This window comes from Streptomyces sp. NPDC048612, assembly GCF_043199295.1.
Classification (GTDB): Bacteria; Actinomycetota; Actinomycetes; order Streptomycetales; family Streptomycetaceae; genus Streptomyces.
In genome coordinates, this window is sequence record NZ_JBICVV010000005.1 from 88323 (window position 1) to 114517 (window position 26195).

The following is a 26195-nucleotide window of genomic DNA, read 5'->3' on the forward strand; positions in this document are numbered from 1 at the left end:
CGCGGTGGTGCGCTCGCGGCGCGCCCGGCTCCTCTGCCACCGTGGCGGTCGGTATCCGACGCGCCGACCGGAGGCGCCCGTGGCAACCGTGCTCTCCGCACTCTTCGCACTCCTGGCAGCCCTCGGCAACGCCACCGGAACAGTGCTCCAGCGCACCGGAGCACGCAGCGTCCCCCCGGGCGACGCCTTCAGCACCCGGTTGATCCGGCACCTCCTGCACCACCCCGCCTGGCTCGGCGGGATCGCGGTCATCGTCGTGGCCGCCGCATGCCAGGCCCTCGCCCTCACCTACGGACCGCTGTCCCTGGTCCAGCCCATCCTGGTCACCGAACTGCCCCTCACCCTCCTGATCGCCTGCATGCTCTCCCGGCGGCGGCTGCCCCCAGCCGGCTGGACCGCCTCGGTCACCGTCGCCGGCGGACTCGCGCTCACCCTCGTCGCAGCCGCGCCAACAGGCAGCAACCTCGAAGTCCCCGCCGGCACATGGGTCCTGACCCTGCTGGCCACCGCAGTGGTCACCTCCCTGTGCGTGCTGGCCGCCCTCCGCCAACCACGGGGAAAGGCACGAGCCGCCCTGTTCAGCTCCGCGTCCGCCATCGGCTACGCCCTGACCGCCACCCTCATGAAATCCGCGACCCACACCTTCGACCAGCACGGCGCGGTCGCCTTCCTCACCAGCTGGCAGACCTACGCCTTCCTCGCAACCGGCGCCTACGCCCTCTTCCTGCTGGCCAACGCCATGGAATCCGGCCCCCTCATCGCCTCCCAACCCGCCCTCACCCTTGGCGAAGGGCTGGTCAGCGTGGCATTCGGCATCCTTGTCTACGGAGAACACATCCGCACCGGAACCTGGCTCATCCCAGAACTCATCGGAGCAGCCCTCATCACCTGGGGCACACTCACCCTCGCCAAGCTCGACACCGACACCGACACCGGCCCCGGTACCACTCCCCCACCCTGAACTCGCCGACTGATGCGGCCTGGTGGTCTGCGTCGATGCTCCTCGCCGGGAATTCATACGGCGGCTCGGCGAACGCGGGCACGAGACGGTCCGGCCCCCGCGGACCGGCTCAAGCACCAGCGCAATCAGGGCACAGCCCCCGATACGTCACCTCTGCCTCCGAGACGGTGAAGCCGAAGCGCTCGGAGTCGGGCAGGTCGGCCAGGGGGTCGCCGTCGGGGTGGACGTCGCGGATGGTGCCGCAGTGTGAGCAGAGGAGGTGCTGGTGGGGGCGGTGGGCGTTGGGGTCGTAGCGTTTGGCGCGGCTGTCGGTGGCCACCTCGGTCACCTCGCCGAGCGCGACCAGTTCGCCGAGGGTGTTGTAGACGGTCGCGCGGGAGATTTCCGGTAGTCGTGCGGCGGCGCGGGCGAGGACCTCGTCCGCGGTGAGGTGGATGTGTTCGCCGTCGAGTACCTCGGCGACCACCCGGCGCTGGGCGGTCATCCGCCAGCCACGTCCGCGGAGCCGGGCCAGCAGGTCACTCATGCCCACCACCTCACCGTGCATCGTCCGTCGAATGAATCCGTACGGGTCTGGCTGTTGTATTGACTTGGATTTCGTCCATCGTAGGATCGGTTCTGGCGGCAGCCAAGGGACAGAACGACAGCAGGGACGACGCCGTGACGGTTCAGGAGACGGGTCCGCTCACCACCGCATCCGGTGCCCTGGTCGCGGATCATCGGACAGGCGAGCAGGCGAACCTGCTCCCGGCGCAGCGCCGTGCCTTGACAGCTGCCGCTTTGATGCCACAGGGCGTCCGGTCGATGGCGGAGGGTGTTCGCCGCGGGCGCGGCCGCAGTCCCTCTCGCTCCCTTCGATCTGCCTGTGCCGTGTATGACCTGCGTTCCGAGCGCACTGCCCCTTACCGAACCGCTCATGCCCTGCGTGGGAGCCTCCGGGCGCTCACCTCGGCGGGGACCGTCCTGATACCTGGCCGGCCGGCCCTGCGGCCGCCCGGTCCGGGAGACCGGGACGCGTCCATGACAGCCACCACCACACCATGTGCCGGTCGTGCCGCGTCGTCTCCGACGCCGGCCGCGTGGCCGGCGTGGAGCCCCGTCTGACTCATACCACCACCACGGCTTCCTGCTCGACGAGGCCGAGGACATCTTCCGGGGCCTGGGCCCCGGCTGTTGACCGCCCGCAGTTTCTGAGAACAGTGATCCGCCCAGTTCGGAAGGATTCCCATGTCTGAGAACCACGAAGCAGTCGTCACTGACCCCCAGCCCGAAACCGCAGGTGGCTGCCCGGTCGCTCACGGGCGTGCCGCGCACCCGACCCAGGGCGGCGGTAACCGCCAGTGGTGGCCGGAGCGGCTCAATCTCAAGATCCTTGCCAAGAACCCCGCCGTGGCGAATCCGCTGGGCGAGGAGTTCGACTATGCCGAGGCGTTCAAGGGCCTTGACCTTCCGACCGTGAAACGGGACATCGGCGAGGTGCTGACCACCTCGCAGGACTGGTGGCCGGCGGACTTCGGTCACTACGGCCCGTTCATCATCCGGATGGCGTGGCACAGCGCCGGCACCTACCGGATCAGCGACGGCCGCGGCGGTGCCGGGGCCGGTCAGCAGCGCTTCGCCCCGCTGAACAGCTGGCCGGACAACGCCAACCTCGACAAGGCCCGCCGGCTTCTGTGGCCGGTCAAGAAGAAGTACGGCCAGAGCCTGTCCTGGGCCGACCTGATGGTCCTGGCCGGCAATGTCGCGCTGGAGACGATGGGCTTCAAGACCTTCGGTTTCGGTGGCGGCCGTGAGGACGTCTGGGAGCCGGAGGAGGACGTCTACTGGGGCCCCGAGACCACCTGGCTCGACGACCAGCGCTACACCGGCGACCGGGAGCTGGAGAACCCGCTCGGCGCGGTGCAGATGGGTCTGATCTACGTCAACCCGGAGGGCCCGAACGGCACCCCTGACCCGCTCGCCGCGGCCCGTGACATCCGTGAGACGTTCCGCCGGATGGCGATGAACGACGAGGAGACGGTCGCGCTCGTCGCCGGCGGCCACACCTTCGGCAAGACCCACGGAGCGGGCCCGGCGGACAACGTCGGTCCCGACCCGGAGGCCGCCACGTTCGAGGAGCAGGGCCTGGGCTGGAAGAACGCCTACGGCACCGGCAAGGGCGGCGACACCATCACCAGCGGTCTTGAGGGCATCTGGACGAACACCCCCACGACCTGGGACAACAGCTTCTTCGAGATCCTCTTCGGTTATGAGTGGGAGCTGTTCAAGAGCCCCGCCGGGGCGCACCAGTGGCGGCCGAAGGACGGCGCGGGAGCGAGCACCGTCCCCGACGCCCACGACGCGTCGAAGAGCCACGCTCCCACGATGCTGACCACCGACCTCGCGCTGCGCATCGACCCGGCCTACGAGCAGATCTCGCGTCGCTTCCGGGACGATCCCGAGGCCTTCGCGGACGCCTTCGCCCGCGCCTGGTACAAGCTGACCCACCGCGACATGGGCCCGACCGTGCGCTACCTCGGCCCGGAGGTCCCCGCCGAGAAGCTGCTGTGGCAGGACCCGGTGCCCGCGGTGACGCATCAGCTCGTCAATGCCGAGGACATCGCCTCCCTCAAGAGCCAGATCCTCGGCCTGGACGTGCCGGTGTCCCAGCTGGTCTCCACGGCATGGGCTTCGGCCTCGACGTTCCGCGGCAGTGACAAGCGCGGCGGCGCCAACGGGGCGCGCATCCGCCTCCAGCCGCAGAACGGCTGGGAGGTCAACAACCCCGACCAGCTGGCGACGGTCCTGCGTGCCCTGGAAGGCGTCCAGCAGTCCTTCAACGCCTCGCAGACCGGCGACAAGCAGATCTCCCTCGCCGACCTGATCGTGCTCGCGGGCGGCGCGGCCGTCGAGCAGGCCGCCAAGAACGCCGGTGTCGACATCGAGGTGCCCTTCACCCCGGGTCGGGCCGACGCGGCCCAGGAGGACACCGACGTGGAGTCGTTCGCGGCTCTTGAGCCCGCCGCCGACGGCTTCCGCAACTACGTCAGCAAGGGCAACCGCCTGCCCGCCGAGCACCTCCTGCTCGACAAGGCCAACCTCCTCACCCTCAGCGCCCCCGAGATGACCGTCCTCGTCGGCGGCCTGCGGGTGCTGGACGCCAACCACCAGCAGTCGTCGCGCGGGGTCCTCACCACGACCCCGGGGACGCTGACCAACGACTTCTTCGTCAACCTGCTCGACCTGGGCACGACGTGGAAGGCGACGTCCGAGGGCGCGGACACCTTCGAGGGCCGGGACACCGCCACCGGCGAGGTCAAGTGGACCGGCACCCGTGCCGACCTCGTCTTCGGCTCGAACTCCGAGCTGCGTGCCCTCGCCGAGGTCTACGCCGGCGATGACGCGAAGGAGAAGTTCGTGCGCGACTTCGTGGCGGCGTGGGACAAGGTGATGAACCTGGACCGGTTCGACCTCGTCTGAGGCTGTCCGTTGTTGTCCGGCCTCGCATGACCTTGCCTGACGACGGCGTCCGGGCCGGCCGGTGTGCACCGGCCGGCCCGGCCTTCCCGGACTGCTGACGTCCCGTCGGTTCGGTAAGGTCACTGCGGTCATGCGCTCGCCCTGGAGAATCCAGGCGGCGGCCAGGCCGAATATCGGGACGAGCACGAGAACGGGGCAACGGTCGGCGCGTTGTACGTCCGCAGGAGATGGCCCGGGGCTCCCTTTCGGCGGGCGGTCAAGCCGCCTGATAGTGAGCATCGTTCGCCGGGAGGTGTTCCTCTGCCCAGACGATTTTGCCGTCGGTCGTGTATCGGGTGCCCCAGCGGCTGGCCAGCTGCGCTACGAGGAAGAGGCCGCGGCCGCCCTCGTCGGTGGTGCGGGCGTGGCGCATGCGGGGTGAGCTGCTGCTGACGTCGGAGACTTCGCAGATGAGCGCGTCCTGGCGGATCAGGCGCAGCCGGATGTGTCCGTTGCCGTAGCGGACGGCGTTGGTGACGAGTTCGCTGACGATCAGCTCGAAGGGGAAGATCAGGCTGTCCAGTCCCCAGGTGGTGAGGCGGTCCGCGGTCAGTGTGCGGGCGTCTGCGACGACTGTCGGGTCGGACGTCAGCTCCCAGGTGGCCACCTGGTCCTCGCCGAGGGCGTGGGTGCGGGCGAGGAGCAGGGCGACGTCGTCGTCGGGGCTGCCGGTGAGCACGTCGTTCAGGACGGTTCCGCAGAGTTCGTCGAGCCGCGCCCCGGGGGAGGCCAGTGCGGTGCGCAGCCGGGTGAGGCCCCGGTCCATGTCCTGGTCGCGGGTCTCTATCAGGCCGTCGGTGTACAGGGCGAGGATGCTGCTGTCGGCGATGTCGAGTTCGGCGGATTCGAAGGGCAGGGCGCCCAGGCCGAGCGGAGGCCCGGCGGGCAGGTCGGGGAAGGTCACCGAGCCGTCCGGGGTGATGACTGCGGCAGGGGGGTGGCCGGCGCGGGACATGGTGCACTTGCGGGTGGCCGGGTCGTAGACGGCGTACAGGCAGGTGGCGCCGAGCGCGGCGGGGCTCAGGGACGGGTCGGCGGTCTGTTCCTCGTCGATCAGGCGCAGTACCAGGTCGTCGAGGTGGGCCAGCAACTCGTCCGGGGGGAGGTCCATGTCCGCCAGGGTGCGGACGGTGGTGCGCAGCCGTCCCATGGTGGCTGCGGCGTCGATCCCGTGGCCCACGACGTCTCCGACGACCATGGCCACCCGGGCGCCGGACAGGGGTATCACGTCGCACCAGTCGCCGCCCGCGCCGTCGGAGGCATGGGCGGGCAGGTAGCGCCAGGCGATGTCGAGGGTGCTGCCGCCGGTGAGACTGCGGGGGAGCAGGCTGCGCTGCAGGGCCAGCGCGGTGCTGTGCTGCCGGGTGTAGCGGCGGGCGTTGTCGATGCTCACCGCCGCGCGGGCCACTACTTCTTCGGCGAGGAGCAGGTCGTCCTGCTCGAAGGGGTCACGCAGCTGCCAGCGGATGAATCGGACGACGCCCAGGACGTCGCCGAGGGCGAGGATCGGGACGAGGATCAGGGAGCAGAAGCCGAATTCCTGGATTTTCGCGGCTCGGGCCGGGTCTGTTTCGAACCAGCTGATGGTGGAGGCACCCGGCATGGCCTCCAGGCGGGACTGCCCGTCGAGCATGCACTGCATTTCGGGTGAGTGAGGGTGGAAGTCGACGGCCTGCCCGGTCGCCGCGACCGACTCGGGAACGCCTTCGTGGATCGACTGCTGGCCCGCACGGCGCATCTGCGGCGGATGGAGGTGAGCCCCGGAACGCGGGGTGTCGCCACGTATCACCGACTCCAGGAGGTCGACGGCGACGAAGTCGGCCAGTCGCGGCACGCTGATATCGGCGAGGGTCTGCGCAGTGTCCATGACGTCCAGGGTGCTGCCGGTCTGCGCTCCGACCTCGTTCAGCAGGGCGAGCCGCTCCCGGGCCCGCCAGCGGTCGGTGACGTCGAGGACGATGAAGGACACGCCCAGCACCCGGTTCGTGGCGCTGTGAAGCCGGAAGACGGACAGCGAGTAGGCGTGCGGACGGTGTGGGTGTGCCTTCGTCCCGCCGCGCAGCAGGTGGTCGACCAGGGGCCGGCCGGTATCGAGCACGTCCCGGGTGAGCGACTCGATCCCCTCGACATCCAGCCTGAAGTCCAGGAGGGGCAGCACGTCCCGCAGGCGATTGCCCAACCGCTGGTCGCGGGGGACGCCCCCGAGGCGCTCCAGGGCCTCGTTGACCCAGACAAAGCGCAGGTCCCGGTCCAGCACGGCCATGCCGGCCGGCGACAGGGCGAGGATGCGCTCCAGCATCGGCGGGGTCGCATGCCACCACTCGTCGGAGGGCCCCGGGCCGCGGCCCGCGGCACCTGCGCTGTCGGAGGTATCCATGGGGACTGCACCCTCGTCCGTGAGAGGCACTGCCTGACGGGTCCGGCGCGCTCGGCTTCCCTGCGCGTCGGAGGCTCGTCATTCAAGGGTCTCACCGGCCTCCGAAGTCGTCGCTCCGTGTCCGGTCGCTCACCTCACCCCTTCTTACTCACGGGCACATCTGTGCAGTTCAGAGCGTTACTTCAGCGCTGCTTCGACTTCTTGGCGGGTCGGGTCCACGTCCATGAACTGGTGGTCGCTCCGGATGAGGCCGTCCGGGCCGAGGACGATGAACTCCGTGCCGACGGCCGCGACATCACCGCCGCCGGCGGGCACCATGTGCCAGGTGAGGCGCACGGAGTCGTGGTTCACCTGGTAGTTGTGGATCGTGAAGGCGAATCCCTTCTCTACGAAGTCCTCGTACGCCTCGTGGATGGCCTCGTGGATCTGACGGTGGCCGCGGTACTCGTCGGTCGCGTTGGCGTAGTAGCCGTCGCTCGCCCAGAGTTCGCCGACGGCCTTCTGACGGCGGTCGGCATCCACCTCGTTCCACACCTCGGTGTACCGGTCCACGACATCGGCGATGTTGGTCAAGGCACTTTCCCTTTCCTGAGTGAAACGGGGTCGGGCACCCGGCGCGCCCTCCGCGTCGTCGGAAGGTGTCGCCGGGAAGCTCCCTGATGCTCACCGCCGGCATCTCGGGTGTCGATTACCTGCGAGGTAATCCCGCACCGGGCACCGCTTCCCGAATGTGGCGTTCCCGCAGGTCAGAGGCGGCGGCGGACGCGGACCGGCCGCCGAACGCCGGCGGCGCTGGGCAACGCCGGTGCGTCATGGCACGCTCTCGTACGTGACCACCAACGCCGCCGCGGCGCAGTATCTGCGCGACCTCGCCCTGTTGCGCCGTGTCCGCGACCGGATGGACCGGGAGTACGCGCGGCCCCTGGACGTCGAGGCGCTTGCTCGTAGCGTGAGCATGTCAGCCGGGCACTTCAGCCGGCAGTTCCGGCGGGCCTACGGTGAGTCGCCGTACGGGTACCTGATGACCCGGCGTATCGAGCGCGCGATGGCGTTGCTGCGGCGCGGGGACCTCAGCGTGACCGAGGTCTGCTTCGCGGTCGGCTGCTCGTCGCTGGGCACCTTCAGCAGTCGCTTCTCCGAGCTGGTCGGTGTGCCGCCCAGCGTCTACCGGCGCGAGGTGACGCGGGCGACGGCGGGGATGCCGTCGTGTGTGGCGAAGCAGGTGACCAGACCGGTCAGGAATCGAGAAGCGCGGAACCCGGGCCGCGCCTAGCGTGTCGGCCATGGACATCAGCATTCACGCGAGCTTCCTCCCGCACACCGACCCGGACGCCTCCCTCGCCTTCTACCGCGACCTCCTCGGCTTCGAGGTCCGCAACGACGTCGGGTACCAGGGCATGCGCTGGCTCACGGTCGGGCCTCCCGGCCAGCCCGGCACCTCCCTCGTCCTGGAGCCGCCGGCCGCCGACCCCGGCATCACCGACGACGAGCGCCGCATCATCGCCGAGATGATGGCCAAGGGCACCTACGCCCGGGTGCTCCTGGCGACCGCCGATCTCGACGGCACCTTCGCGCGGCTGCAGGCCGGCGACACCGAGGTCGTCCAGGAGCCCACCGAGCAGCCGTACGGCGTACGCGACTGCGCGGTACGTGACCCCGCGGGCAATCTGCTCCGCATCCAGGAGCTGCGCTGAGCCGTCCGGGGTCTCGGCCATGAGCCGCGCGGGCGGCGCTGTGGACCGCGCCCCCGGGCTGCTTCCAGCGCACTCCCCCGCCGTTGGCCGACGCCGCCGGCCGGGGCCGTCGCGGCCCGGAGTACCGCTGGCCGGGGCGGGGGCGAATCAGGCGCCCTGTGCGAGGCTGGTCAGATCGCGCCGGGCGACGCCCGACGGGGACCGTGTGGGCGGCCCCGCGTAACAGAGGGAGACACGATGAGCATGGCCCCGAGACCGGACCCGCAGTCGCCCGCGCCGCACGTCGCCGACCGTCACGATCTGATCCGCGTGCACGGTGCGCGGGTGAACAACCTCAAGGACGTCAGCATCGAGCTGCCGAAGCGCCGGCTGACGGTGTTCACCGGTGTCTCCGGGTCGGGCAAGAGCTCGCTGGTGTTCAACACCATCGCCGCGGAGTCGCAGCGGCTGATCAATGAGACCTACAGCGCGTTCGTGCAGGGCTTCATGCCGACGCTGGCGCGGCCCGAGGTCGATGTCCTTGAGGGGCTGACGACCGCGATCATCGTCGACCAGCAGCGGATGGGGGCCGACACCCGCTCCACGGTCGGCACCGCGACCGATGCCAACGCGATGCTGCGCATCCTCTTCAGCCGGCTCGGGCAGCCGCACATCGGCGCGCCCAGCGCGTACGCCTTCAATGTCCCCTCGGTCCGGGCGAGCGGTGCGATCACCGTGGAGCGCGGTGCGAAGAGGACGGTGAAGGCGACCTTCTCCCGCACTGGCGGCATGTGTCCGCGCTGCGAGGGCCGGGGCACCGTCTCCGACATCGACCTGACCCAGCTCTACGACGATTCCAAGTCGCTCGCCGAGGGCGCGTTCACCATCCCCGGCTGGAAGTCGGACAGTTTCTGGACCGTGCGGGTCTATGCCGAGTCGGGCCTGCTCGACCCGGACAAGCCGATCCGCAAGTACACCAAGAGGGAGATGCAGGACTTCCTCTACCGGGAGCCGACCAAGGTGAAGGTCGAGGGCGTGAACCTCACCTACGAGGGGCTGATCCCCAAGATCCAGAAGTCGTTCCTGTCCAAGGACAAGGAGGCGATGCAGCCGCACATCCGGGCGTTCGTGGAGCGGGCGGTCACCTTCACCACCTGCCCCGAGTGCGACGGCACCCGGCTCAGTGAAGGGGCCAGGTCGTCGCGGATCGACGGGGTCAGCATCGCCGACGCCTGTGCGATGCAGATCAGCGACCTGGCCGCGTGGGTCGGCGGTCTCGCCGAGCCGTCGGTGGCGCCGCTGCTCACCGCGCTGCGGCGGAGCCTCGACTCGTTCGTGGAGATCGGCCTCGGCTATCTGTCGCTGGACCGCTCGTCGGGCACGCTGTCGGGCGGCGAGGCGCAGCGCGTCAAGATGATCCGGCACCTCGGCTCCTCGCTCACCGACACCACCTATGTCTTCGACGAGCCCACCGCGGGCCTGCACCCCCATGACATCCAGCGGATGAACGAGCTGCTGCTGCGGCTGCGGGACAAGGGCAACACGGTGCTCGTCGTGGAGCACAAGCCGCAGACGATCGCGATCGCCGACCATGTCGTCGACCTCGGTCCGGGCGCCGGTACGGCGGGCGGCACGGTCTGCTTCGAGGGCACCGTCGAGGGTCTGCGGTCCGGCGGCACCGTCACCGGCCGCCATCTCGACGACCGGGCCGCCCTCAGGGAGTCGGTACGCAGGCCGGCCGGCGCGCTGGAGATCCGCGGGGCGACGGCGCACAACCTGCGCGCGGTCGATGTCGACATCCCGCTCGGGGTGCTCACCGTGGTCACCGGTGTCGCGGGCTCCGGCAAGAGTTCGCTGGTGCACGGGTCGATCCCGGCCGGTGCGGGTGTGGTGTCGGTCGATCAGAGTCCGATCCGCGGTTCGCGGCGGAGCAATCCGGCGACGTACACGGGGCTGCTCGACCCGATCCGCAAGGCGTTCGCGAAGGCCAACGGGGTGAAGCCGGGGCTGTTCAGCGCGAACTCCGAGGGCGCCTGTGCCACGTGCAACGGCGCCGGGGTCACCTTCACCGACCTGGCGATGATGGCCGGCGTCGCGACCACCTGTGAGGAGTGTGAGGGGAAGCGGTTCCAGGCAGCCGTGCTCGACCACCACTTCGGCGGCCGCGACATCAGCGAGGTGCTGGCGATGTCGGTCGCCGAGGCCGAGGAGTTCTTCGGTGACGGCGAGGCACGCACGCCGGCGGCGCACCGCATCCTGCAGCGGCTGGACGCCGTCGGGCTCGGCTACCTCAGCCTCGGCCAGCCGCTCACCACCTTGTCCGGTGGCGAGCGGCAGCGTCTGAAGCTGGCCACGCACATGGCGGAGAAGGGCGGCGTCTACGTCCTCGACGAGCCGACCGCCGGCCTCCATCTCGCCGATGTGGCGCAGCTGCTCGGCCTGCTCGACCAGCTCGTCGACTCCGGCAAGTCGGTCATCGTCGTGGAACACCACCCGGCGGTCATGGCGCACGCCGACTGGATCATCGACCTCGGTCCCGGCGCCGGGCACGACGGCGGCCGGGTCGTCTTCGAGGGCACTCCCGCCGACCTGGTCGCCGCCCGCTCGACGCTCACCGGCGAGCACCTCGCGGCCTACGTCGGCGCCTGACCGGGGCCCGCGCGGCGGCGAGACCGGCACGGGCGGGTGCTTCGGCGCCCGCTGCCCGGCGAGGCGCGTCAGGTCGCGGACTTCATGATCATGAGGCGCTGGGGGTCGGGTACGGGCACGAACCCGACCTTGGCGTAGACCTCGTGGGCGTCGAGGGTGGACAGCAGCGTCCGCTTGAGGCGGTAGGGGGCCAGGCGGTCGCGGACCGCCTCGGCGAGCCAGGTGCCGAGTCCCTTGCCGCGGTGGGTGGGGGCGACGTAGACATCGCAGAGCCAGGCGAAGGTCGCCCGGTCCGTGACGACACGTGCGTACGCGACCTGAGCGCCGCTGTCGTCGTAGAGGCCGAAGTTGAGCGACCCGCTGATGGACCGCTCGACCGTTTCGCGACTGCGGCCCAGGGCCCAGAACGCGTCGGTCGAGAGCCAGTGGTGCACCAGGCCGACGTCGAGGCGGTCCGGGTCGGTGTCGACTTCGTAGCCGTCTTCCCTTCGAGTGATCATGTTCATGAGGGTAGATCCGGCGGTAGCGGTGCCGCGAGCGGTTTCGGCCCCGGACCGGGGTGCTGCGGCGCGGAGTTCGCGGACCGTCGGACCGGGGCGCCCGGCGCGGCAGGGGTTACCGGCCGGGGCGCTCCGGGATGTCACACGAGGAACCGGACAGCCCCGTGTCGGTGGTGACGGGTGGCCGGGTCGTCAGGGCCGGTACGCCTGTCGCAGGGCGCAGGTCCAGATGACGGCACGGGGCGTCGACCTGGCGTCGGCCGCGGACCCGCCGACACGCTGGTCGTCACTGACGGCGTGCGCCTCGGAGGCACCCTCCGGGGAGAGCCGGGGCAGTGCCAGCAGAGGGCCCGTACCGGGCCATATCTGGGCCTGCGGCGGGGGCGCCGTCTCGGGCGGGAAGGGCCCGACCATATGGCTGTCGAGGGCGGTGCCGACACTCACGTTGGTGGTGGGGCTGATGGCCTGGAAGGTGCCGCTGGTGCGCTCCCCGAGCAGGCCCGGTTGGGTCTCGACCGTGTACGGCGGGAGCCACTGGGTGGGCGTCAGGGTGTCCAGCCGGGTGTAGTCGTGGGTGCCGACGATCCGTCCGGCGCGGTCGATGTCCCGCGGGTACCAGAAGTCGTAGGGCACTCCCGCGGGCCAGAACCGCTGGAGGGGTACGGCCGGGGCACCGCTCTTGGCGGGCCAAACGAGGCCCGCTGACCATGACTCCTCGTCCTTGACGGCCTCGCCGGAACCGGCGATCTGCCCGGCGTTGTTGAGTGCGGTCACCGAGGTGAGCGAGTATCCGGCGGGCGGCGCGAGCCGGCGGTGAATCCGTGCACCGTCCCAGACGAGGCCGACCAGTCTGCCGCTCTTGACCGCGTCGCCGACGATCAGACCCTGGTCGTTGACGTCCGCCGCGTGAGCGCCTTCCGGCAGCAGGGTCACCATGCGCGCCCCGGCGCGGAAGCTGAAAGCGGCGGTCTTGCCCTCGCCGCGCAGCGAACCGACCATCAGCCCCTTCGCGTTGACGGCCGCCACCGTCCCGCCGGTGAATCCGGCGGGCAGCGGTACGCGGTGGACCCGGGTGCCGGTCCAGTACGCGGGCAGACCGCGCGAGGCGCCCACCGCCAGGTCCTTCGGCCCGAGTCCCTTGACCTCGCTGCCTCCCGAACCGGGCAGGGAGGCCAGGACCTGGAGGGCGGGCCGGCAGTCCGCGGGCTTACGGGCGCCGTCGGCGGGCCGGACCGACGCGGCCGCGGCCGGGCTCGCCGTCAGCAGCGGAGTGAGGAACGCGGTCGCGCATACCGCCGCCGCGGCACGTATCCGTCTTCGCATGGGTGTCTCCGTTTCCGGGAGTCGGGAAGGTCCGGTCGGCGGGCAGTACGGGAGCGTCCCGTCGACGGTGGATGGAACAGGTGGGCGCCCTGAAGGAGCGGGGGCACCGGGGTGGAGCCGGGGCGCGGGAGTGGGGCGGAGCGCGGCCGGGGTCTACCCGTCGTCGCTGCGGGGCGGCAATCGGCCGCCCGGCCACAGCGACCGCATCGGCCACACCGGCCACTGCGCACGGCCGGGCCTCGTGCCCCTACCGTCCCTGTCCTTCATGCACTTCCTCCGGCACCGGTTGGGAAGTTCCGCGGACCGGCACCTTTCCTACCGCACCCATGTCCCTTTGCGTCGATTCCGTCAGTCAATGGCCGGAAAGTCCCCCAGGAGTGTCCGGGTCCGGAAGAGCACTGGGGCGGGCCGCCCGAAGGGCCCGGCACTTCCATCTCGCCGCATCTGAGAGGATCTTGGAGCGGTAAGCAAGCATGGGTACGCGGGCACGGGCCACTCAGGCACCGGTCACGCAGGCATGGGGGGGGACATGATCAATCTGATACTGCTCGGCGTTCTGGCGCTCGCCATCGGCGGGTGCGTATGTGTGGTGTGGGCGGAGCGCGGCGGACCCCGCTGGGTGCGCGTCGTGGCGACCGTGACGCGCGCCGCGAGCGAGGTGCTGCACGACGCCAGGAAGCGGCGGCGCCGGCACTCGAACAGCACCAGCGGCAGTGGCGATTAGGTGCTCGTGATGAGGAACTCCCTTCCCTAGACGGGGAGTTACGGACGTCGAGGGAACCGCGCTTCAGCTGACGGCCATGACCTCGCGGGCGGCTCGTTCGCCGGAGCGCACCGCGCCCTCCATCAGGCCGTGCATCAGGGTCGCCGACTCCGTGCCCGCCCAGTGGATGCGGCCCACGGGCTCGCGCAGCGCACTGCCGTAGTTGGTCAGCGCGCCGGGCGGGAAGTGGGCGACCATCCCGCCCAGTGACCAGGGTTGTTCGGACCAGTCGGTCTCCAGGTAGGCGGTGGGGTGGCGCGCCTCCGGGCCGAAGCGCTCGGCGAGCGCGTCCAGCCAGAGTTCCTGCCGCTCCTTGGGGTGCAGGCGGCCCAGCCGTACGGCCCCGGCTCCGAAGGCGTAGCTGCTCAGCACGCCCGGTTCGCCCGAACGCGGGGTCTGGTCGATGGTGATCGGGACGGGCGACCCGGGCGCCAGTGTCTGGCCCGACAGCCGCTGGCCCCGCCAGAACGGCTCGGGGTACTGCGTGTGCACCCGGATGATCGCCCCGGGTACCACGCGTTGCCGCAGATGACTGTGGGCGGCGGGCAAGGGCGGGTCGAAGGCGATACGGCCGGCGAGCACGGGTGGGGTGGCCACGATGACCCGTCGTGCCCGTACGGCGAGCGCATCGGACCTGACCTCCACATCGGTGGTGTTCCGGACGATCCGGCGGACCGGGCTCGACAGGTGTACCGCCGTGCCGAGGCGCGCGGCCATCCGCCGGGCCAGTTCGGGGGCTCCGCCGTCCACGAGGTGGGATTCCGTCTTCCGGCTGTCGGTGTAGTAGCCGAAGCCACCGCCTCCGCCGCCGCGCGCCAGAACGAACGCGCCCAGGAGGGAGACTTCCGCCGGGTCTGCGCAGAACAGCAGGTTCATCGTCGACTTGAGGAGGGTGTGGGCGGTGGACGAGGGCACGTTGAGCGGACGGGAGAGCCACTGCCCGAGCGTGCGGGCGTCCCAGGCCCGTGCGCGCCGTGCTTCCCAGGGGGCGTCCAGCGGAAGTCGGCGTGCCATCAGGTTCAGGCGGAGGAGGGCCAGTCCCAGGGTGGCGAGTGCCGCCGGTCCGGCCTTGGGGATGCCGCGGTGACGGTGGTTGCGGCCGTCGAGGCGCAGCAGGTGATCGCCGTCGTCGTACTGCGGGTAGACCGCCAGCCCCAGCTCGCGGCAGAGCTGGAACATCCGGTCCTGCCCCTTGCCCAGCCAGGTGCCACCCGCGGAGACGACGGTGCCGTCGGGCAGCTCCCGGTTCCAGACGCGCCCGCCCACCCGGTCCCTGGCTTCGAGTACGACGACCGAACGCCCGGCCTCGGCCAGCTGCCGTGCGGCCGCCAGTCCCGCGAATCCGGCGCCCACGACGCACACGTCCGCTGTCAGCTGCTCCATGACCCACCTCCACATGCAGCCTCGCCTGCCGGAGCGCGCGGCGCCCGGTGAGCGCTTCGGCCGGGCGGCGCAGGCGTCCGGTCGGGTGAGTCGTGCGCGGTCCGGCGGGGCGGGGTCAGTCGTGCAGGAAGGGCAGGAGGTGTGCCAGGAGGACGTCGGGCTGCTCCTCGGGAACGTAGTGGCCGCAGTCGGGCAGGACGGCGCTGTCGAGCCGTTCGGTCACGGGGGCGAGGAGGGCGGCGAGGCGCTCACCCTGCCCCCGGTCGCCGGCGACGCTCAGGACGGGCAGGGTCAGCGGATGGCGTCCCCGCCGGCGGTTCTGGGCGATGTTGTCGTCGGTGGCCCGGTAGTACTCGAAGCTGGCGCGCAGGGCTTCGGGGTCGCGGGCGAGGCTCTCGACGTAGAAGTCGACGGCGGAGGCGGGCAGTGGACGTGCGGCCTTCTGGCGGAACTGGTCGCCGTGGTAGACGTGCTCACGGCCCCGGACGAGCTGTTCGTTGACGGACCGCTTGCGGTTGAAGGCGAAGTGCCACAGCAGGTCGTTCTGTGCCTCGGTGCCGAAGAGCGGGATGTCGGGCGCGAGGCCGGGGAGGGTGGCGTCGGAGCAGGGCGAGGCGTTCGAGCGCGTCGCGGTGGTCCGCGGCGAGGGCGTAGCCGAGCCACATGCCGACGTCGTGTCCCACCATGGCGAAGCGTTCGTGGCCGAGCGCTCTCATGAGGGCGACGAGTTCGGCCGCGACGGTGCCGGTGTCGTATCCGCCGTGGGGCCTGTCGGACGGTCCGACACCGCGCGGATCGACCGCGATCACGCGGAAGCGCTCCGCCAGGCGCGGCATGACCAGGCGCCATGCGTACCAGTTCTGCGGCCAGCCGCCGACGAGGAGGAGGGGGCGCCCGGCGCCGCCCTGGACGGTGTGCAGCTCCACCTCTCCGACACGGACGAGGGTGCTGTCGAAGAGGTCCGTGAAGCCGTCCGGGAGCCGGGGGACGCCGCTCACGGTGCCGATCCGGTGGAACGGATCGCCACCCCCGACCAGCTGCGGGCCTGGCTGACCGCCAACGGGCTGGGCGGTGCGGAGATGCCGGTCTCCGACACCCTCCTCCGGGACGCGCGCGCCCTGCGCGAGGCGATCCACCGGGCCGGCACCGCCCTCGCCTCCGGCAGTGTGCCGGAGGCGGCCGATGAGCAGCTGCTCAACCACTGGAGCGCGCGTCACCGGGCGCGGCTCGTCCTCACCGGCGGGCAGGCCAGGTGGCAGCTACCGGAGTCCGATCCCGCGCGGGCCGCGCTCGCCGTCGTCGCCCTCGACGCCGTGGCGACCCTCGGCGGCCACCACGACGGTGAGATCAAGCGCTGCGAGCAGAGCACCTGCGGGGGGCTGTTCGTGGACACCAGCCGGGGCCGACGTCGGCGGTGGTGCTCCATGGCCACCTGCGGCAACAAGATGAAGAAGGCCAATCTGAAGGCGGCCAGGGGCGGAGCCCAGCCGGGCGGCGGGGCTGGGTGAGCGGCGCCGCGGTAGGCAGAGCGCCGCTGACTGAGTGGGAATGTGGCTGAGGGAACCTTCCCAGGGCCACCCTCGTCAGTCACCACGTGTTTGGATCATGGAAAGACCTCACCGAGTTCACCAGCCACATCGAGAACGTCATCGGCGGCTACCCGACCGGGGACCCGTGGGCGACCGTCGAACTCTCCATCAGCCGGCTGGAGACCGACTTGGACAGTGCCGCCACCGCCTACTGGATACTCGGTGTCGCTGCCGTGGGCCCGTGGATGGAGTGGTGTGACGAGCGCCCGGACCTCGTCCGCCGTGCGGAGAACGCGCTGGCGGCGGCGTACGCCACCTTCCATCGGCGCGAGGACGGCTGCACCCATGACGCGCATCCGTGGGACGACGGCCCGTTCCAGATCGGCGACGATCTCATGGCCCTCATGTACGAACTCCAGGAAGCGGACGACTGGGACCCCACGGAGTACGCGGAAGACGAGGCGCAGCACGGCCCGGACTACAGCGAACGCATGCGGTGCCCCCGCAACCTGGCCGCGTTCGCGAGGAACCCGGCCGCCTGGTAAGGGTCCCCGGTCTCATCTGCCCCACCAATGAGGGCCGCCGCCCGGGCCGTTGCCGGGGCCGGCGGCCCGGGGTCGCCTCAGCTCAGCCGCGACCCGGCGTACGCCTCGATGGCATCGCGCTGATACTCGGCCAGGCCCGGTGCGATCGCCTCGTAGGCCGCGCGCCACTGCTCCTTGTCCACGCAGGAACGCCCGATCGCGCGATACTCCTCGGCGGAGACCACCCGGAGTTCGCTGAGCCCGCGGTACTGGGCATCGATCTCGGCCTGCACCGGTTCGGCGTCGGCGGGTGTCCCGGCGGCCAGCAGTTCGGCCAGGCGGATCATCTGCGCCGTGCGCTTGCGGTGCCCGGCGTCGATCTCCGCCTCGCTCATCGTCGAGACGTGCCGCGCGATGTCACCCGCCAGCTCCGGGAAGTCACGCAGGCTCTCCCCGTACTGGGCGGGCTGTACGCCCTCGAAGAGGTTCTCCGGTCGGTTGATGCTGGTCATGGGGCTACCGTCCTTCCTGGACTGTTCCAGTTGGGTGATCGTGCGGGAGACGGTGCCGGCCAGGCCGTCCAGCCGGTCGCGTTCGCCGAGCAGGCGGCGGTGGTGGCCGCGCAGGGCCTCCAGCTCGTCGACCTGCTCGGCCAGGACCCGGCCGATCTCGGGCAGCCCCAGGCCCAGCGCCCGCAGCACGAGGATCTGCTGCAACCGCAGCAACTCGCGCTCCTCGTAGTAGCGGTGACCGTTGGTGCCGATCCGGGCCGGGGGCAGCAACCCGATCGCGTCGTAGTGCCGCAGTGTCCGGGCCGTCACCCCCGACATCCGGGCGACCTCCGCAATCGGCCAGGCCATCGCCGCCTCCTCGCAGGTACCTCACCGGGCCGGCCGCTCCGGCCCTGTTCAGGACGGTAGAAGCTGCCGCAGCGACAACTTCAAGTCCGATGCCGAGATCTCAGCACGCTCATCGGCTCCGGCGGCGTCCACGCCCAACGTCCGGCAACCGGCGGGGTGACAGGATGTCGGCTCCACCAGGGAACGTTGGCCGGTGAACCTTCCGCGCCGGGCCCGCGTCTCCTCCCCCGCTTCCGTCACCACATGCCCAGGAGAACAGACCATGGCCGACAAGGACATCGAGCAGACCGACGAGCGGGGGCACATCCCGGGAGTCTGGTGGGAGGGCCTCGGGACATGGGGGGCCATCGCACTGATCGTTCTCGGCGGCGTCGGGGCAGTGTGGTTCTTTTTCCGGCTGCCGGGCACCCCGGAGGAGCCGGCATCCGGCTACTACGGAGTCTCCAAGGTCATCGCCATCGGCCTGGTGACGGTGGGATGCACTCTGCTCGGCCGCCGTCGTACCCGGGCCGCAGCCCGCAAGGAGACGAACGAACGCGAAAGCGCCTGACGCCGTTGTCCGCTGCGGTAGTCCAGCAGGCCGGAGCCCCGGGCACAGGCTTGAGCGCGGAAGCACGCTGCTTCGATGCGCAGGTGAACGTGAACGCGGGCGCGCCGACAATCCGGCGCGCCCGCGGATGGGCTATCCGTCCCCCAAGGCAACGTCTTGAAGTAAGCCGCCACGGGGCTCTTGGTTCAGAGCCCGGTGGCGCCTGAGCCGCTCCCCGGCACCATGGAGGGTGAGTAGTTGGCCAGGTTCGCGTCCTGGTGAGGCACGGCAGGCCGGTGCGCGTCAGGGTGGTCGAGTCGAGGCCGGCGCCCGCGCAGCATGAACGACATGACGCGGGAGGCCAGGCGACTGAGAGTGGATTTCATCGGTCCTCCTGCTCGTAGTGTTCGACACTACGAGTGTACGAACTGCCGCCCGCAGACAGGGCGATCTGAGTCATTTCTGAGCCACATTTGAGCATCTGGTTGCAGTCCGCGCGCGTCAACGGCCTCTGCTCGACGTGTCGTTGGGCTAATCCCAAGCGCACGCCGTAGGGCCCCCGTAACCGCCGGTGCGAAATTCAATGGTGCGCGGACCCGCCCGGGAGGAGCATGGAGGCATGGGCGAGGGGATACGGCGGCAGCTGCAAGAGGCCGCCGACAAGCATCAGTTCACGCATCTCGTGCGTGGGATTCCGGGCTGCGACGAGGTCGAGGGGTTCGTGGTCGAGACGACGCCCTCGTGGACCGTGGTCGCGGAGTGCGGCCGTCTCGCCCTGGACGGGTTCGTGGCGCTCAGGACCCGCGACATCGTGCAGGTCAAACGGCGGGGGTCGCGCGATCTGATGGTGCGTTGGCTCCAGCGGCACGGTCCCTGGCCTCCGCCCGAGCCGCGTGGCGCCCTCGCGCTGACCGACGCCCGGTCCTTGGCGGAGTCGGCCGGCAGGCACTACCGCCTGCTGGCCTTCTTCGAAGAGGATCTGGACCCGGGCGTGGTGTACATCGGGGCACCGGTGCGCTTCGGGAAGAAGCGGCTCCGGCTGCTGGAAGTCAATCCGCGAGCCCGCTGGGCCGTGGACCCGTCGTCCTGCCGCTACGAGGACATCACCCGCATCGACTTCGGCGACCGGTACAACACCATCCTGGACGGGCTGGCCGGTCCCCCGCCCCGATAGCGCGCTGGTCTTGCGCGCAGGACGGTCGGTCCGGAGTCGTCAGGGGTGCGCGCGGCGACGGTGCAGATGACCGTCCAAGGGGTACAGGGGCGGTGCCGCCGGCAGGGTTCTCGCGAACTCGTAGCGGCACTTCTGCGCCACGAGGCAGGAGGCGACGTTGTCCACCTGGTGCAGGAGTTCCAGGGCCTCCAGCCCGTCGGCCTGGAAGGTCTCGAAGGCCCAGGTGGTGAGCGTTTCCAGAGCGCGGGAGGCGATGCCTCGTCCTCGTGCGTGGGACGCTGTCCAGTAGCCGGCTTCGGCGGACGGATTGCCGGGAGCGACGTCCTTGAGCACCACGTGGCCCACCAACCGCGGGGCAGCCCCCTCCGAGCCCGCTTCCAGGACCGCGAAGGCGAACTGCTCCCCCGCCGCCCAGCCTCGCTGATGGTCCTGTACCCACCGCACCCCGGCGGCCCGGTTCTCCGGGCGCGAGGTGGCCCAGCGCCCCAGGGAGCGGTCCCGGTACGCCTCCACCAGTGCGTCGACGTCGTCCAGGGACCAGGGGCGCAGAACGAGCGCGGGCGCGGCCGGTGTTGCGGCCGCGTGCAGCGTGGCGGACATGTTCACCAGGTGCTCCGTTTCCACCGTCGCCGTCTACTTGCCGGACTTCTCCTTGGTCCCGCTTTTGGCCCAGAGTGAGCGGACATGGCCCAGGTGCTTGGCCATGCACTTCTCGGCGCCCTTCGCGTCGCCCGCCAGCATCAGGTCGAGGAGTGCGAAGTGCTCCTCGGCCGACGGGATGAGTTCGCCCCGCTCGTCCAGGGCGGTCAGGCCGTACAGGCGCGAGCGCTTGCGGAGATCGCTGACGGTCTCGACGAGGCGCTCGTTGCCGCTGAGCCCGAGGAGTTCGAGGTGGAACTGCCGGTCGGCCTCCAAGTAGCCGATGAGGTCGTGGTCGCGCGCGGCGCGCACGATCTCGCCGGCGACCGGCCGCAGCGCCTCCAGTTGCTCGCGGGTGGCGGTGCGGGTGATCCGGCCGATCATGGGGATCTCGATGAGTGCGCGGATCTCGGTGTACTGGTCGAGGTCGCGCTCATTGACCTCGGTGACCCGGAAGCCCTTGTTGCGGACGGGCTCGACCAGGCCCTCGCGCGCCAGGTCGAGCATCGCCTCGCGTACGGGCGTGGCCGAGATCCCGAAGTCCTCGGCCAGGACCGGCGCCGAGTACACCTCGCCCGGCCGCAGCTCACCGGAGATCAGGGCGGCCCGCAGGGCGTGGGCGACCTGGTCGCGCAACCGCTCCCGGGTGGCGTTGAGATCGCGGTGCTTCAGGTGCCCCATAGCGGTGGTGATCCCTTCATGGCGGAGCGGATCGCCAGCATACAATTTCACATTGTTTCCGCGGGTGGCAGGGCATGCGCGCGGCTCATGGTGCGGAACTCCCGTGTGGCGCGGCCCCCTTCGTGCGGCGGGCCGTGGCCCGGTGGAGCGAGGGGCCGGACAGCACGGCGGTGGTCATAGGAGGAAGCCTGCGGGGAACGGGTCGTCCGGGTCGAGGAAGTACTGGGCGGTGCCGGTGATCCAGGCCCGGCCGGTGACGGTGGGGACCACGGCGGGCAGCCCGCCGACCTCGGTCTCGGCGACGAGCCGGCCGGTGAAGCGGGTGCCGATGAAGGACTCGTTGACGAAGTCGCGGTCCAGGGGCAGTTCACCGCGGGCGTGCAGCTGCGCCATCCGCGCCGAGGTACCGGTGCCGCACGGCGAGCGGTCGAACCAGCCAGGGTGGATGGCCATCGCATGCCGCGAGTGATGGGCGTCCGAGCCGGGAGCGGCCAGGTAGACATGCTTGACCCCGGCGATCTCCGGCCGCTCGGGGTGGACCGGCCGGTCCGGTGAGGCGTTGATCGCCGCCATGACGGCCAGTCCGGCGGCCAGCAGGTCGTCCTTGCGGGTCCGGTCGAACGGCAGGGCCAGTGCGTCGAGATCCACGAACGCGTAGAAGTTGCCGCCGAAGGCGAGGTCGTAGGTGACCTTCCCGTAGTCGGGGACCTCGACGGTGCGGTCCAGGCCGGCGCAGAAGGCGGGCACGTTGGTGAGGGTGACCGAGGTCGCGGCGCCGTCCGCGACGTGGACGTCGACGGCGACCAGACCGGCAGGGGTGTCGAGCCGGACGGGGGTGACCGGCTCGGTCACCGGCACCATGCCCGACTCGACGAGGACGGTGGCGACCCCGATGGTGCCGTGTCCGCACATCGGCAGCAGGCCGGAGACCTCGATGTAGAGGACGCCGTAGTCCGCGTCGGCGCGGGTGGGCGGCTGGAGGATGGCGCCGCTCATGGCGGAGTGCCCGCGCGGCTCGTACATCAGGAGGGTCCTGAGGTGGTCGAGGTGGTCGATGAAGTGGAGTCTGCGCTCGGCCATGGTGGCTCCGGGTATCACCCCGACGCCACCGGTGATCACACGGGTGGGCATGCCCTCGGTGTGCGAGTCGACGGCGTGGAAGACATGACGCGTACGCACCATCGGTCCTTTCGCTGCGGGACGGCCGCGGTCAGTGGTGGCCGGCGGCCAGGGCCTTCTCGGTGGCGGCCCGGACCTCGGCCTCGGTCTCCCCGGTGAGCGGGGAGCGCGGCGGGCGGGCGGGGCCGCCGTGGCGGCCGGCGAGGTCCATGGACAGCTTGATGCACTGGACGAACTCCGTCTTCGAGTCCCAGCGCAGCAGCGGGTGCAGGGAGCGGTAGAGCGGCCGGGCGGTGGGCAGGTCTCCGGCGACGGCGGCACGGTAGAGCTCGGCGCAGGTGGCGGGGAAGGCGTTGGGGTAGCCGGCGATCCAGCCGACGGCGCCGGCCACGGCGAGTTCCAGCAGGACGTCGTCGGCGCCGATCAACAGGTCGAGTTCTGGGGCGAGTTCGGCGATCTCGTAGGCGCGCCGTACGTCGCCGGAGAACTCCTTGACCGCGACGATGTCGCCGTCCTGGTGCAGCCGGGCCAGCAGCGCGGGGGTCAGGTCCACCTTGGTGTCGAGGGGGTTGTTGTACGCGACGACCGGCAGCCCTGCCCTGGCTACCTCGGTGTAGTGGGCGCGGACGGCCGGTTCGTCGGCGCGGTAGGCGTTCGGGGGCAGCAGCAGGACCGAGCCGCAGCCGGCCTCGCCCGCCTGCTCGGCCCAGCGCCGGGCCTCGGCGCTGCCGTAGGCGGCGACGCCGGGCATGACCCGCGCGCCGTCACCGGCCGCTTCGACCGCGGTCCGCACCACGCGGGCCCGCTCGTCGTCGGTGAGGGTCTGGTACTCGCCGAGCGAGCCGTTCGGGACGACACCGTCGCAGCCCTGCTCGATCAGCCAGCGGACGTGCCGGGCGTAGGCGTCGTGGTCGACGGATAGGTCGGCGCGCAGGGGCAGTGCGGTGGCGACCATGATGCCGCGCCAGGGGCGGGTGGCGTTCCAGGTGTGGGCGGTCATGCCGGTGAACCCTTCTGTGGCGGGTGGAGTCCTGTAGGTGGGGTGTGACGCCCACGAGGGCGGCCCGTGGGTCAGTCGTCGGCGGCCGGGGTGGTGTCCGGCCGGCTCCCGGTGGGTGCGTCGGGCGCGGCGAGCGCCGAGAGCGGGACGGGGACCGCGAACGGGCGGCGTTCGGCGGGAGGCTGCACGGCTCCGCCGGCTGCCGCGAGGCAGGCGGTGGCCGTCCCGCACATCCGCCCCTGGCACCAGCCCATACCGGCCCGGGTGAGGAGTTTGACGGTGCGTGCGTCGCGGGCGCCGAGTCCGGTGACGGCCTCGCGGATCTCGCCGGCGGTCACCTCCTCGCAGCGGCAGACCTCCGTGTCGTCGGTGAGCCAGTCCGCCCAGCCCGCCGCCGGTGTGTGACAGGCGGCCATCGCCTCGGCGAAGGCCCGCATCCGGTCCCGTCGGCGGCACAGCTCACGTATGCGCCGTGCGGGAGGGCGGTATCCGTGGAGTCTGGCGGCCACCGCGATTCCGGCCATCTCGCCTTCCACCATGGCCAGTTGGGCGCCGCCCACACCTCCGGTCTCCCCCGCCGCCCAGATCCCGCGTACCGAGGTCTCCTGCAGTCCGTTCAGGGCCAGGGCGATGGTGCCGTCCGCGGTGGGGCGGGTGGCGCAGCTGAGAGCGGTGGCGAGTTCGATCTGCGGGACGAGGCCGTGCCCGATCGCGAGCGCGTCGCAGGTGATCCGCCGGGCGGTGCCCGGGACGGGCCGCCAGTCGCGGTCGAGGCGGGTGACGGTGACGGCGGCGACCCGGTCGGTGCCATGTACCTCGGTGACCGCGCTGTGGGTACGCAGCGGTATGCGGTGCCGCAGCAGAGCCGCCCCGTGAGCCGCCGCCTCGGTGAGTTTGCGCGGGTTGGCCGCGAGCGCGCGGGGATGCCGTGTGTAGCCCCGGTAGCCGGATGCCTCGATGACGGCGGGGATGCGGGCGCCGGCCGCGGCCAGCGAGGTGGCGACCGCGAGCAGCAGGGGGCCGCTGCCCGCGACGACGATGCGCCTGCCGGGCAGCACCAGCCCGGACTTGAGCATGGCCTGCGCTCCCCCGGCTCCCACGACCCCCGGCAAGGTCCAGCCGGGTGCGGGGAGTTGGCGTTCGTACGCACCGGTCGCGAGCAGGACGGTACGGGCCCGCACCCGGGCCGGATGTTCCGCGGTGCCGTCGGCTCCGGTGGCGGCGTGCACCACCCACGGGCCGTCATCCTCCTGGGTGATGGCCCAGACGTGGTGCCCGGCGAGGTGCTGGACGTCGCTGCGCTCCAGGCGCCCGCGGAGTGTGGTGAACGCCCGCCAGTCGTGGTGCAGCGCCTCGGGCCGGGCCGCGCCGAGGGCCGGCGCCGGGTGCCGGTAGAACTGGCCGCCGGTCTGCGGTGAGGCGTCCAACAGAGCCACGGAGAGCCCGAGTTCGGCAGCCGTGACGGCTCCGTTGAGACCGGCGGGGCCCGCTCCGATCACCGCGAGGTCGTACGGGTCAGACGCCGAGTCGGGCATGGCCGTGTCCCTCCTGGGTGCGGATCGCGTCGCCGGGGCGGGCGGGCACCAGGCAGGCCCGGCGGTTGGGCTTCCCGTTGATGGTGGCCAGGCAGTCGTGGCACTGCCCGATGCCGCAGAAGGCGCCCCGGGGGCGGCCGGTGGTGCGGGTGGTGCGCCAGGCGAGGATGCCGGCGGACCACAGCACCGCGGCGACGGACTGACCGGGCAGCGCGGGGACCGGACGGCCGTCCAGGGTGATCTCGAACGGCGCGGCGGGGTGCGCCCCTGCCAGTTCGATGGGGGTACGGGCCACGGCGGGCCTCCTCTCGTGGTGGACGGTTCAGACGGCGGTCTCGAAGCGGTCGGGGTCGAACGGGCCTGCGTCCAGGGGTGGTTCCTCCCCGGCCATGAACCGGGCGAGGAGCAGCCCGGTGGCCGGGGCGAGGCCGATCCCCGCGCCTTCGTGGCCGCAGGCGTGCAGCAGGCCTGGCACGCGCCGGTCGGGGCCGATGGCCGGCAGGTGGTCGGGCAGGTAGGGGCGGAACCCCGCATAGGTCCGCAGCGCGCGGACCCCGGCCAGGACCGGGAACAGCGCGGTGGCCTGGGCGGCCAGGCGGCGCAGCGCCTCGGCCGACAGCGCCCGGTCGAAACCGACCCGTTCCCGGCTGGCGCCGATCAGTACGGGGCCGGCCGCGGTGCCCTCGACCACCGCCGAGGTCTGCAGCGCCGCCGAGCCGCTGGCGACGTCGGCGACGTAGTCGGCCGCGTACACCTTGCGCCGCACCACCCGCGGCAGTGGTTCCGTGACGAGTACGAAGCCGCGGCGCGGCAGCACCGGAAGGCCGACACCGGCGAGCCGGGCGAACTCGCCGCCCCAGGTGCCGGCCGCGTTGACCACGTGCGGGGCATGCGCCTCGCCGGCCGCCGTACGCACCCCCCGCACCGCGCCGTCGGCCGTGGTCAGCAGGCCGGTGACCTCCTCGCCGAGCCGCAGGCGGACCCGGTCGCCGCCCGCGCGCAGCAGGTGGGCGGCGGCCAGGGCCGGCATCACCTGGGCGTCCTGCGGATAGTGAAAGCCCCCTGCCAGGCCGGGAGTCAGATGTGGCTCCAGCTCCCGCAGCCGGTCCCCGGGGATCTCCTCCGCCCGCACTCCGGCCTTGTCCTGTCCGGCGGCGAAGGTGCGCAGGGCGTGCATCCCGGGCTCGTCGGAGGCGACCACGAGGCCGCCCTTGGGCTCGTACTCGATGTGTGGCGGGAGCAGTTCCGCGAGGTTCCGCCACAACGCGGTGGACAGCAGGGCGAGTTCGAGTTCGGGTCCGGGTTCCTTGTCGGAGACCAGCAGGTTGCCCTCACCGGCGCCCGTGGTGCCGCCCGCGACGGGGCCCCGGTCGAGCACGGTGACGGTGAGTCCGGCACGGGCCGCGTAGTAGGCGCAGGCCGCGCCGACGACGCCCGCTCCGACGACGATGACATCCGAGGTTCTTCTCGTCAGCACC

At 71.4% G+C, this 26195-nt stretch carries 25 protein-coding genes; 10 read left to right on the forward strand and 15 right to left on the reverse strand.

Translation table 11 applies throughout. From position 1 onward, the window contains the following. Positions 1-79: 79 nt before the first annotated feature. Complete coding sequence (locus ACGFN2_RS10610; RefSeq protein WP_393359155.1) at positions 80-961, forward strand: DMT family transporter; 882 nt, start codon at positions 80-82, stop codon at positions 959-961. A gap of 109 nt (positions 962-1070) precedes the next feature. Here the strand turns inward: ACGFN2_RS10610 and ACGFN2_RS10615 are convergent, their stop codons facing one another. Continuing rightward, positions 1071-1487: a Fur family transcriptional regulator gene (locus ACGFN2_RS10615; protein ID WP_362613220.1), complete on the reverse strand. Its 417-nt coding sequence runs from the start codon at positions 1485-1487 to the stop codon at positions 1071-1073. A gap of 701 nt (positions 1488-2188) precedes the next feature. Between ACGFN2_RS10615 and katG the strand changes: the two genes are divergently transcribed. Further along, positions 2189-4420, forward strand: a complete 2232-nt coding sequence (katG, locus tag ACGFN2_RS10620; protein ID WP_393359158.1) for a catalase/peroxidase HPI — start codon at positions 2189-2191, stop codon at positions 4418-4420. A 256-nt stretch (positions 4421-4676) separates the two neighbouring features. Here the strand turns inward: katG and ACGFN2_RS10625 are convergent, their stop codons facing one another. Further along, complete coding sequence (locus ACGFN2_RS10625) at positions 4677-6836, reverse strand: SpoIIE family protein phosphatase (protein WP_393359160.1); 2160 nt, start codon at positions 6834-6836, stop codon at positions 4677-4679. Between the two features lie 177 nt (positions 6837-7013). After that, on the reverse strand, positions 7014-7409 hold the full coding sequence (locus ACGFN2_RS10630) for a nuclear transport factor 2 family protein (RefSeq protein ID WP_393359162.1): 396 nt from the start codon (positions 7407-7409) through the stop codon (positions 7014-7016). A gap of 325 nt (positions 7410-7734) precedes the next feature. Here ACGFN2_RS10630 and ACGFN2_RS10635 point away from each other — a divergent pair, with 325 nt between their 5' ends. The 3 genes from ACGFN2_RS10635 (at position 7735) to ACGFN2_RS10645 (ending at position 11158) form a co-directional block, all read left to right on the forward strand. After that, positions 7735-8109 (forward strand): helix-turn-helix transcriptional regulator, encoded by a 375-nt coding sequence (locus ACGFN2_RS10635; protein WP_393359445.1) that lies wholly within the window; start codon positions 7735-7737, stop codon positions 8107-8109. A gap of 10 nt (positions 8110-8119) precedes the next feature. Then, on the forward strand, positions 8120-8530 hold the full coding sequence (locus ACGFN2_RS10640; protein WP_362613232.1) for a VOC family protein: 411 nt from the start codon (positions 8120-8122) through the stop codon (positions 8528-8530). Between the two features lie 237 nt (positions 8531-8767). Next, positions 8768-11158 carry an ATP-binding cassette domain-containing protein gene (locus tag ACGFN2_RS10645; protein ID WP_393359164.1) on the forward strand — a complete coding sequence of 797 codons (2391 nt, stop codon included), beginning with the start codon at positions 8768-8770 and terminating at the stop codon, positions 11156-11158. A 68-nt stretch (positions 11159-11226) separates the two neighbouring features. On the opposite strand, the gene ACGFN2_RS10650 is transcribed toward ACGFN2_RS10645, so the two are convergent. Then, positions 11227-11658, reverse strand: a complete 432-nt coding sequence (locus ACGFN2_RS10650; protein WP_393359166.1) for a GNAT family N-acetyltransferase — start codon at positions 11656-11658, stop codon at positions 11227-11229. Between the two features lie 192 nt (positions 11659-11850). Beyond that, a complete protein-coding gene (locus tag ACGFN2_RS10655) occupies positions 11851-12981 on the reverse strand; it encodes a hypothetical protein (protein ID WP_362613239.1) in 1131 nt (376 codons plus the stop codon). A 529-nt stretch (positions 12982-13510) separates the two neighbouring features. Here ACGFN2_RS10655 and ACGFN2_RS10660 point away from each other — a divergent pair. Continuing rightward, positions 13511-13705: a hypothetical protein gene (locus ACGFN2_RS10660; protein ID WP_393359168.1), complete on the forward strand. Its 195-nt coding sequence runs from the start codon at positions 13511-13513 to the stop codon at positions 13703-13705. A gap of 63 nt (positions 13706-13768) precedes the next feature. Here the strand turns inward: ACGFN2_RS10660 and ACGFN2_RS10665 are convergent, their stop codons facing one another. Both ACGFN2_RS10665 and ACGFN2_RS10670 read right to left on the reverse strand, forming a co-directional pair. Continuing rightward, positions 13769-15127, reverse strand: coding sequence for a flavin monoamine oxidase family protein (locus ACGFN2_RS10665; protein ID WP_393359170.1), 1359 nt, complete (start codon positions 15125-15127; stop codon positions 13769-13771). 473 nt (positions 15128-15600) lie between these two features. Next, entirely contained in the window at positions 15601-15963 is a 363-nt protein-coding gene (locus ACGFN2_RS10670) for an alpha/beta fold hydrolase (RefSeq protein ID WP_393359447.1), read from the reverse strand. Positions 15964-16137: 174 nt separating this feature from the next. Between ACGFN2_RS10670 and ACGFN2_RS10675 the strand changes: the two genes are divergently transcribed. Together ACGFN2_RS10675 and ACGFN2_RS10680 are read left to right on the forward strand one after the other, a co-directional pair. Then, positions 16138-16635 carry a CGNR zinc finger domain-containing protein gene (locus tag ACGFN2_RS10675; protein WP_393359172.1) on the forward strand — a complete coding sequence of 166 codons (498 nt, stop codon included), beginning with the start codon at positions 16138-16140 and terminating at the stop codon, positions 16633-16635. 86 nt (positions 16636-16721) lie between these two features. Continuing rightward, positions 16722-17201: a hypothetical protein gene (locus tag ACGFN2_RS10680; protein ID WP_362613248.1), complete on the forward strand. Its 480-nt coding sequence runs from the start codon at positions 16722-16724 to the stop codon at positions 17199-17201. Between the two features lie 77 nt (positions 17202-17278). On the opposite strand, the gene ACGFN2_RS10685 is transcribed toward ACGFN2_RS10680, so the two are convergent. After that, a complete protein-coding gene (locus ACGFN2_RS10685) occupies positions 17279-18040 on the reverse strand; it encodes a MerR family transcriptional regulator (protein ID WP_393359174.1) in 762 nt (253 codons plus the stop codon). Between the two features lie 262 nt (positions 18041-18302). Between ACGFN2_RS10685 and ACGFN2_RS10690 the strand changes: the two genes are divergently transcribed. Together ACGFN2_RS10690 and ACGFN2_RS10695 are read left to right on the forward strand one after the other, a co-directional pair. Beyond that, entirely contained in the window at positions 18303-18590 is a 288-nt protein-coding gene (locus ACGFN2_RS10690) for a hypothetical protein (RefSeq protein WP_393359176.1), read from the forward strand. A 598-nt stretch (positions 18591-19188) separates the two neighbouring features. Further along, positions 19189-19743 (forward strand): hypothetical protein, encoded by a 555-nt coding sequence (locus tag ACGFN2_RS10695; RefSeq protein WP_393359178.1) that lies wholly within the window; start codon positions 19189-19191, stop codon positions 19741-19743. Positions 19744-19782: 39 nt separating this feature from the next. On the opposite strand, the gene ACGFN2_RS10700 is transcribed toward ACGFN2_RS10695, so the two are convergent. The 7 genes from ACGFN2_RS10700 to ACGFN2_RS10730 all read right to left on the reverse strand — a co-directional run bounded on the left by ACGFN2_RS10700 (position 19783) and on the right by ACGFN2_RS10730 (position 26194). Further along, a complete protein-coding gene (locus ACGFN2_RS10700; RefSeq protein WP_393359449.1) occupies positions 19783-20343 on the reverse strand; it encodes a GNAT family N-acetyltransferase in 561 nt (186 codons plus the stop codon). Between the two features lie 33 nt (positions 20344-20376). Then, entirely contained in the window at positions 20377-21063 is a 687-nt protein-coding gene (locus ACGFN2_RS10705) for a GntR family transcriptional regulator (protein ID WP_362614913.1), read from the reverse strand. A gap of 174 nt (positions 21064-21237) precedes the next feature. Next, positions 21238-22242 (reverse strand): proline racemase family protein, encoded by a 1005-nt coding sequence (locus ACGFN2_RS10710; RefSeq protein WP_393359451.1) that lies wholly within the window; start codon positions 22240-22242, stop codon positions 21238-21240. 31 nt (positions 22243-22273) lie between these two features. Next, positions 22274-23182: a dihydrodipicolinate synthase family protein gene (locus ACGFN2_RS10715; RefSeq protein ID WP_362614911.1), complete on the reverse strand. Its 909-nt coding sequence runs from the start codon at positions 23180-23182 to the stop codon at positions 22274-22276. Positions 23183-23253: 71 nt separating this feature from the next. Further along, on the reverse strand, positions 23254-24717 hold the full coding sequence (locus ACGFN2_RS10720; RefSeq protein WP_393359181.1) for an FAD-dependent oxidoreductase: 1464 nt from the start codon (positions 24715-24717) through the stop codon (positions 23254-23256). Further along, positions 24698-25012: a (2Fe-2S)-binding protein gene (locus ACGFN2_RS10725; RefSeq protein WP_393359183.1), complete on the reverse strand. Its 315-nt coding sequence runs from the start codon at positions 25010-25012 to the stop codon at positions 24698-24700. Before ACGFN2_RS10725 ends, ACGFN2_RS10720 begins: the two co-directional genes overlap by 20 nt. 27 nt (positions 25013-25039) lie before the next feature. After that, on the reverse strand, positions 25040-26194 hold the full coding sequence (locus ACGFN2_RS10730; RefSeq protein ID WP_393359185.1) for an NAD(P)/FAD-dependent oxidoreductase: 1155 nt from the start codon (positions 26192-26194) through the stop codon (positions 25040-25042). Position 26195 lies beyond the last annotated feature (1 nt).

Coding starts and splice junctions, on each gene's coding strand:
- ACGFN2_RS10670 (WP_393359447.1), bottom strand. CDS start 15,963: ATGCCGCGCCTGGCGGAGCGCTTCCGCGTGATCGCGGTCGATCCGCGC.
- ACGFN2_RS10665 (WP_393359170.1), bottom strand. CDS start 15,127: ATGGAGCAGCTGACAGCGGACGTGTGCGTCGTGGGCGCCGGATTCGCG.
- ACGFN2_RS10690 (WP_393359176.1), top strand. CDS start 18,303: ATGGCCGACAAGGACATCGAGCAGACCGACGAGCGGGGGCACATCCCG.
- ACGFN2_RS10715 (WP_362614911.1), bottom strand. CDS start 23,182: ATGACCGCCCACACCTGGAACGCCACCCGCCCCTGGCGCGGCATCATG.
- ACGFN2_RS10640 (WP_362613232.1), top strand. CDS start 8,120: ATGGACATCAGCATTCACGCGAGCTTCCTCCCGCACACCGACCCGGAC.
- ACGFN2_RS10660 (WP_393359168.1), top strand. CDS start 13,511: ATGATCAATCTGATACTGCTCGGCGTTCTGGCGCTCGCCATCGGCGGG.
- ACGFN2_RS10650 (WP_393359166.1), bottom strand. CDS start 11,658: ATGATCACTCGAAGGGAAGACGGCTACGAAGTCGACACCGACCCGGAC.
- ACGFN2_RS10700 (WP_393359449.1), bottom strand. CDS start 20,343: ATGTCCGCCACGCTGCACGCGGCCGCAACACCGGCCGCGCCCGCGCTC.
- ACGFN2_RS10645 (WP_393359164.1), top strand. CDS start 8,768: ATGAGCATGGCCCCGAGACCGGACCCGCAGTCGCCCGCGCCGCACGTC.
- ACGFN2_RS10635 (WP_393359445.1), top strand. CDS start 7,735: ATGGACCGGGAGTACGCGCGGCCCCTGGACGTCGAGGCGCTTGCTCGT.
- ACGFN2_RS10695 (WP_393359178.1), top strand. CDS start 19,189: ATGGGCGAGGGGATACGGCGGCAGCTGCAAGAGGCCGCCGACAAGCAT.
- ACGFN2_RS10615 (WP_362613220.1), bottom strand. CDS start 1,487: ATGAGTGACCTGCTGGCCCGGCTCCGCGGACGTGGCTGGCGGATGACC.
- katG (WP_393359158.1), top strand. CDS start 2,189: ATGTCTGAGAACCACGAAGCAGTCGTCACTGACCCCCAGCCCGAAACC.
- ACGFN2_RS10720 (WP_393359181.1), bottom strand. CDS start 24,717: ATGCCCGACTCGGCGTCTGACCCGTACGACCTCGCGGTGATCGGAGCG.
- ACGFN2_RS10705 (WP_362614913.1), bottom strand. CDS start 21,063: ATGGGGCACCTGAAGCACCGCGATCTCAACGCCACCCGGGAGCGGTTG.
- ACGFN2_RS10625 (WP_393359160.1), bottom strand. CDS start 6,836: ATGGATACCTCCGACAGCGCAGGTGCCGCGGGCCGCGGCCCGGGGCCC.
- ACGFN2_RS10655 (WP_362613239.1), bottom strand. CDS start 12,981: ATGCGAAGACGGATACGTGCCGCGGCGGCGGTATGCGCGACCGCGTTC.
- ACGFN2_RS10685 (WP_393359174.1), bottom strand. CDS start 18,040: ATGGCCTGGCCGATTGCGGAGGTCGCCCGGATGTCGGGGGTGACGGCC.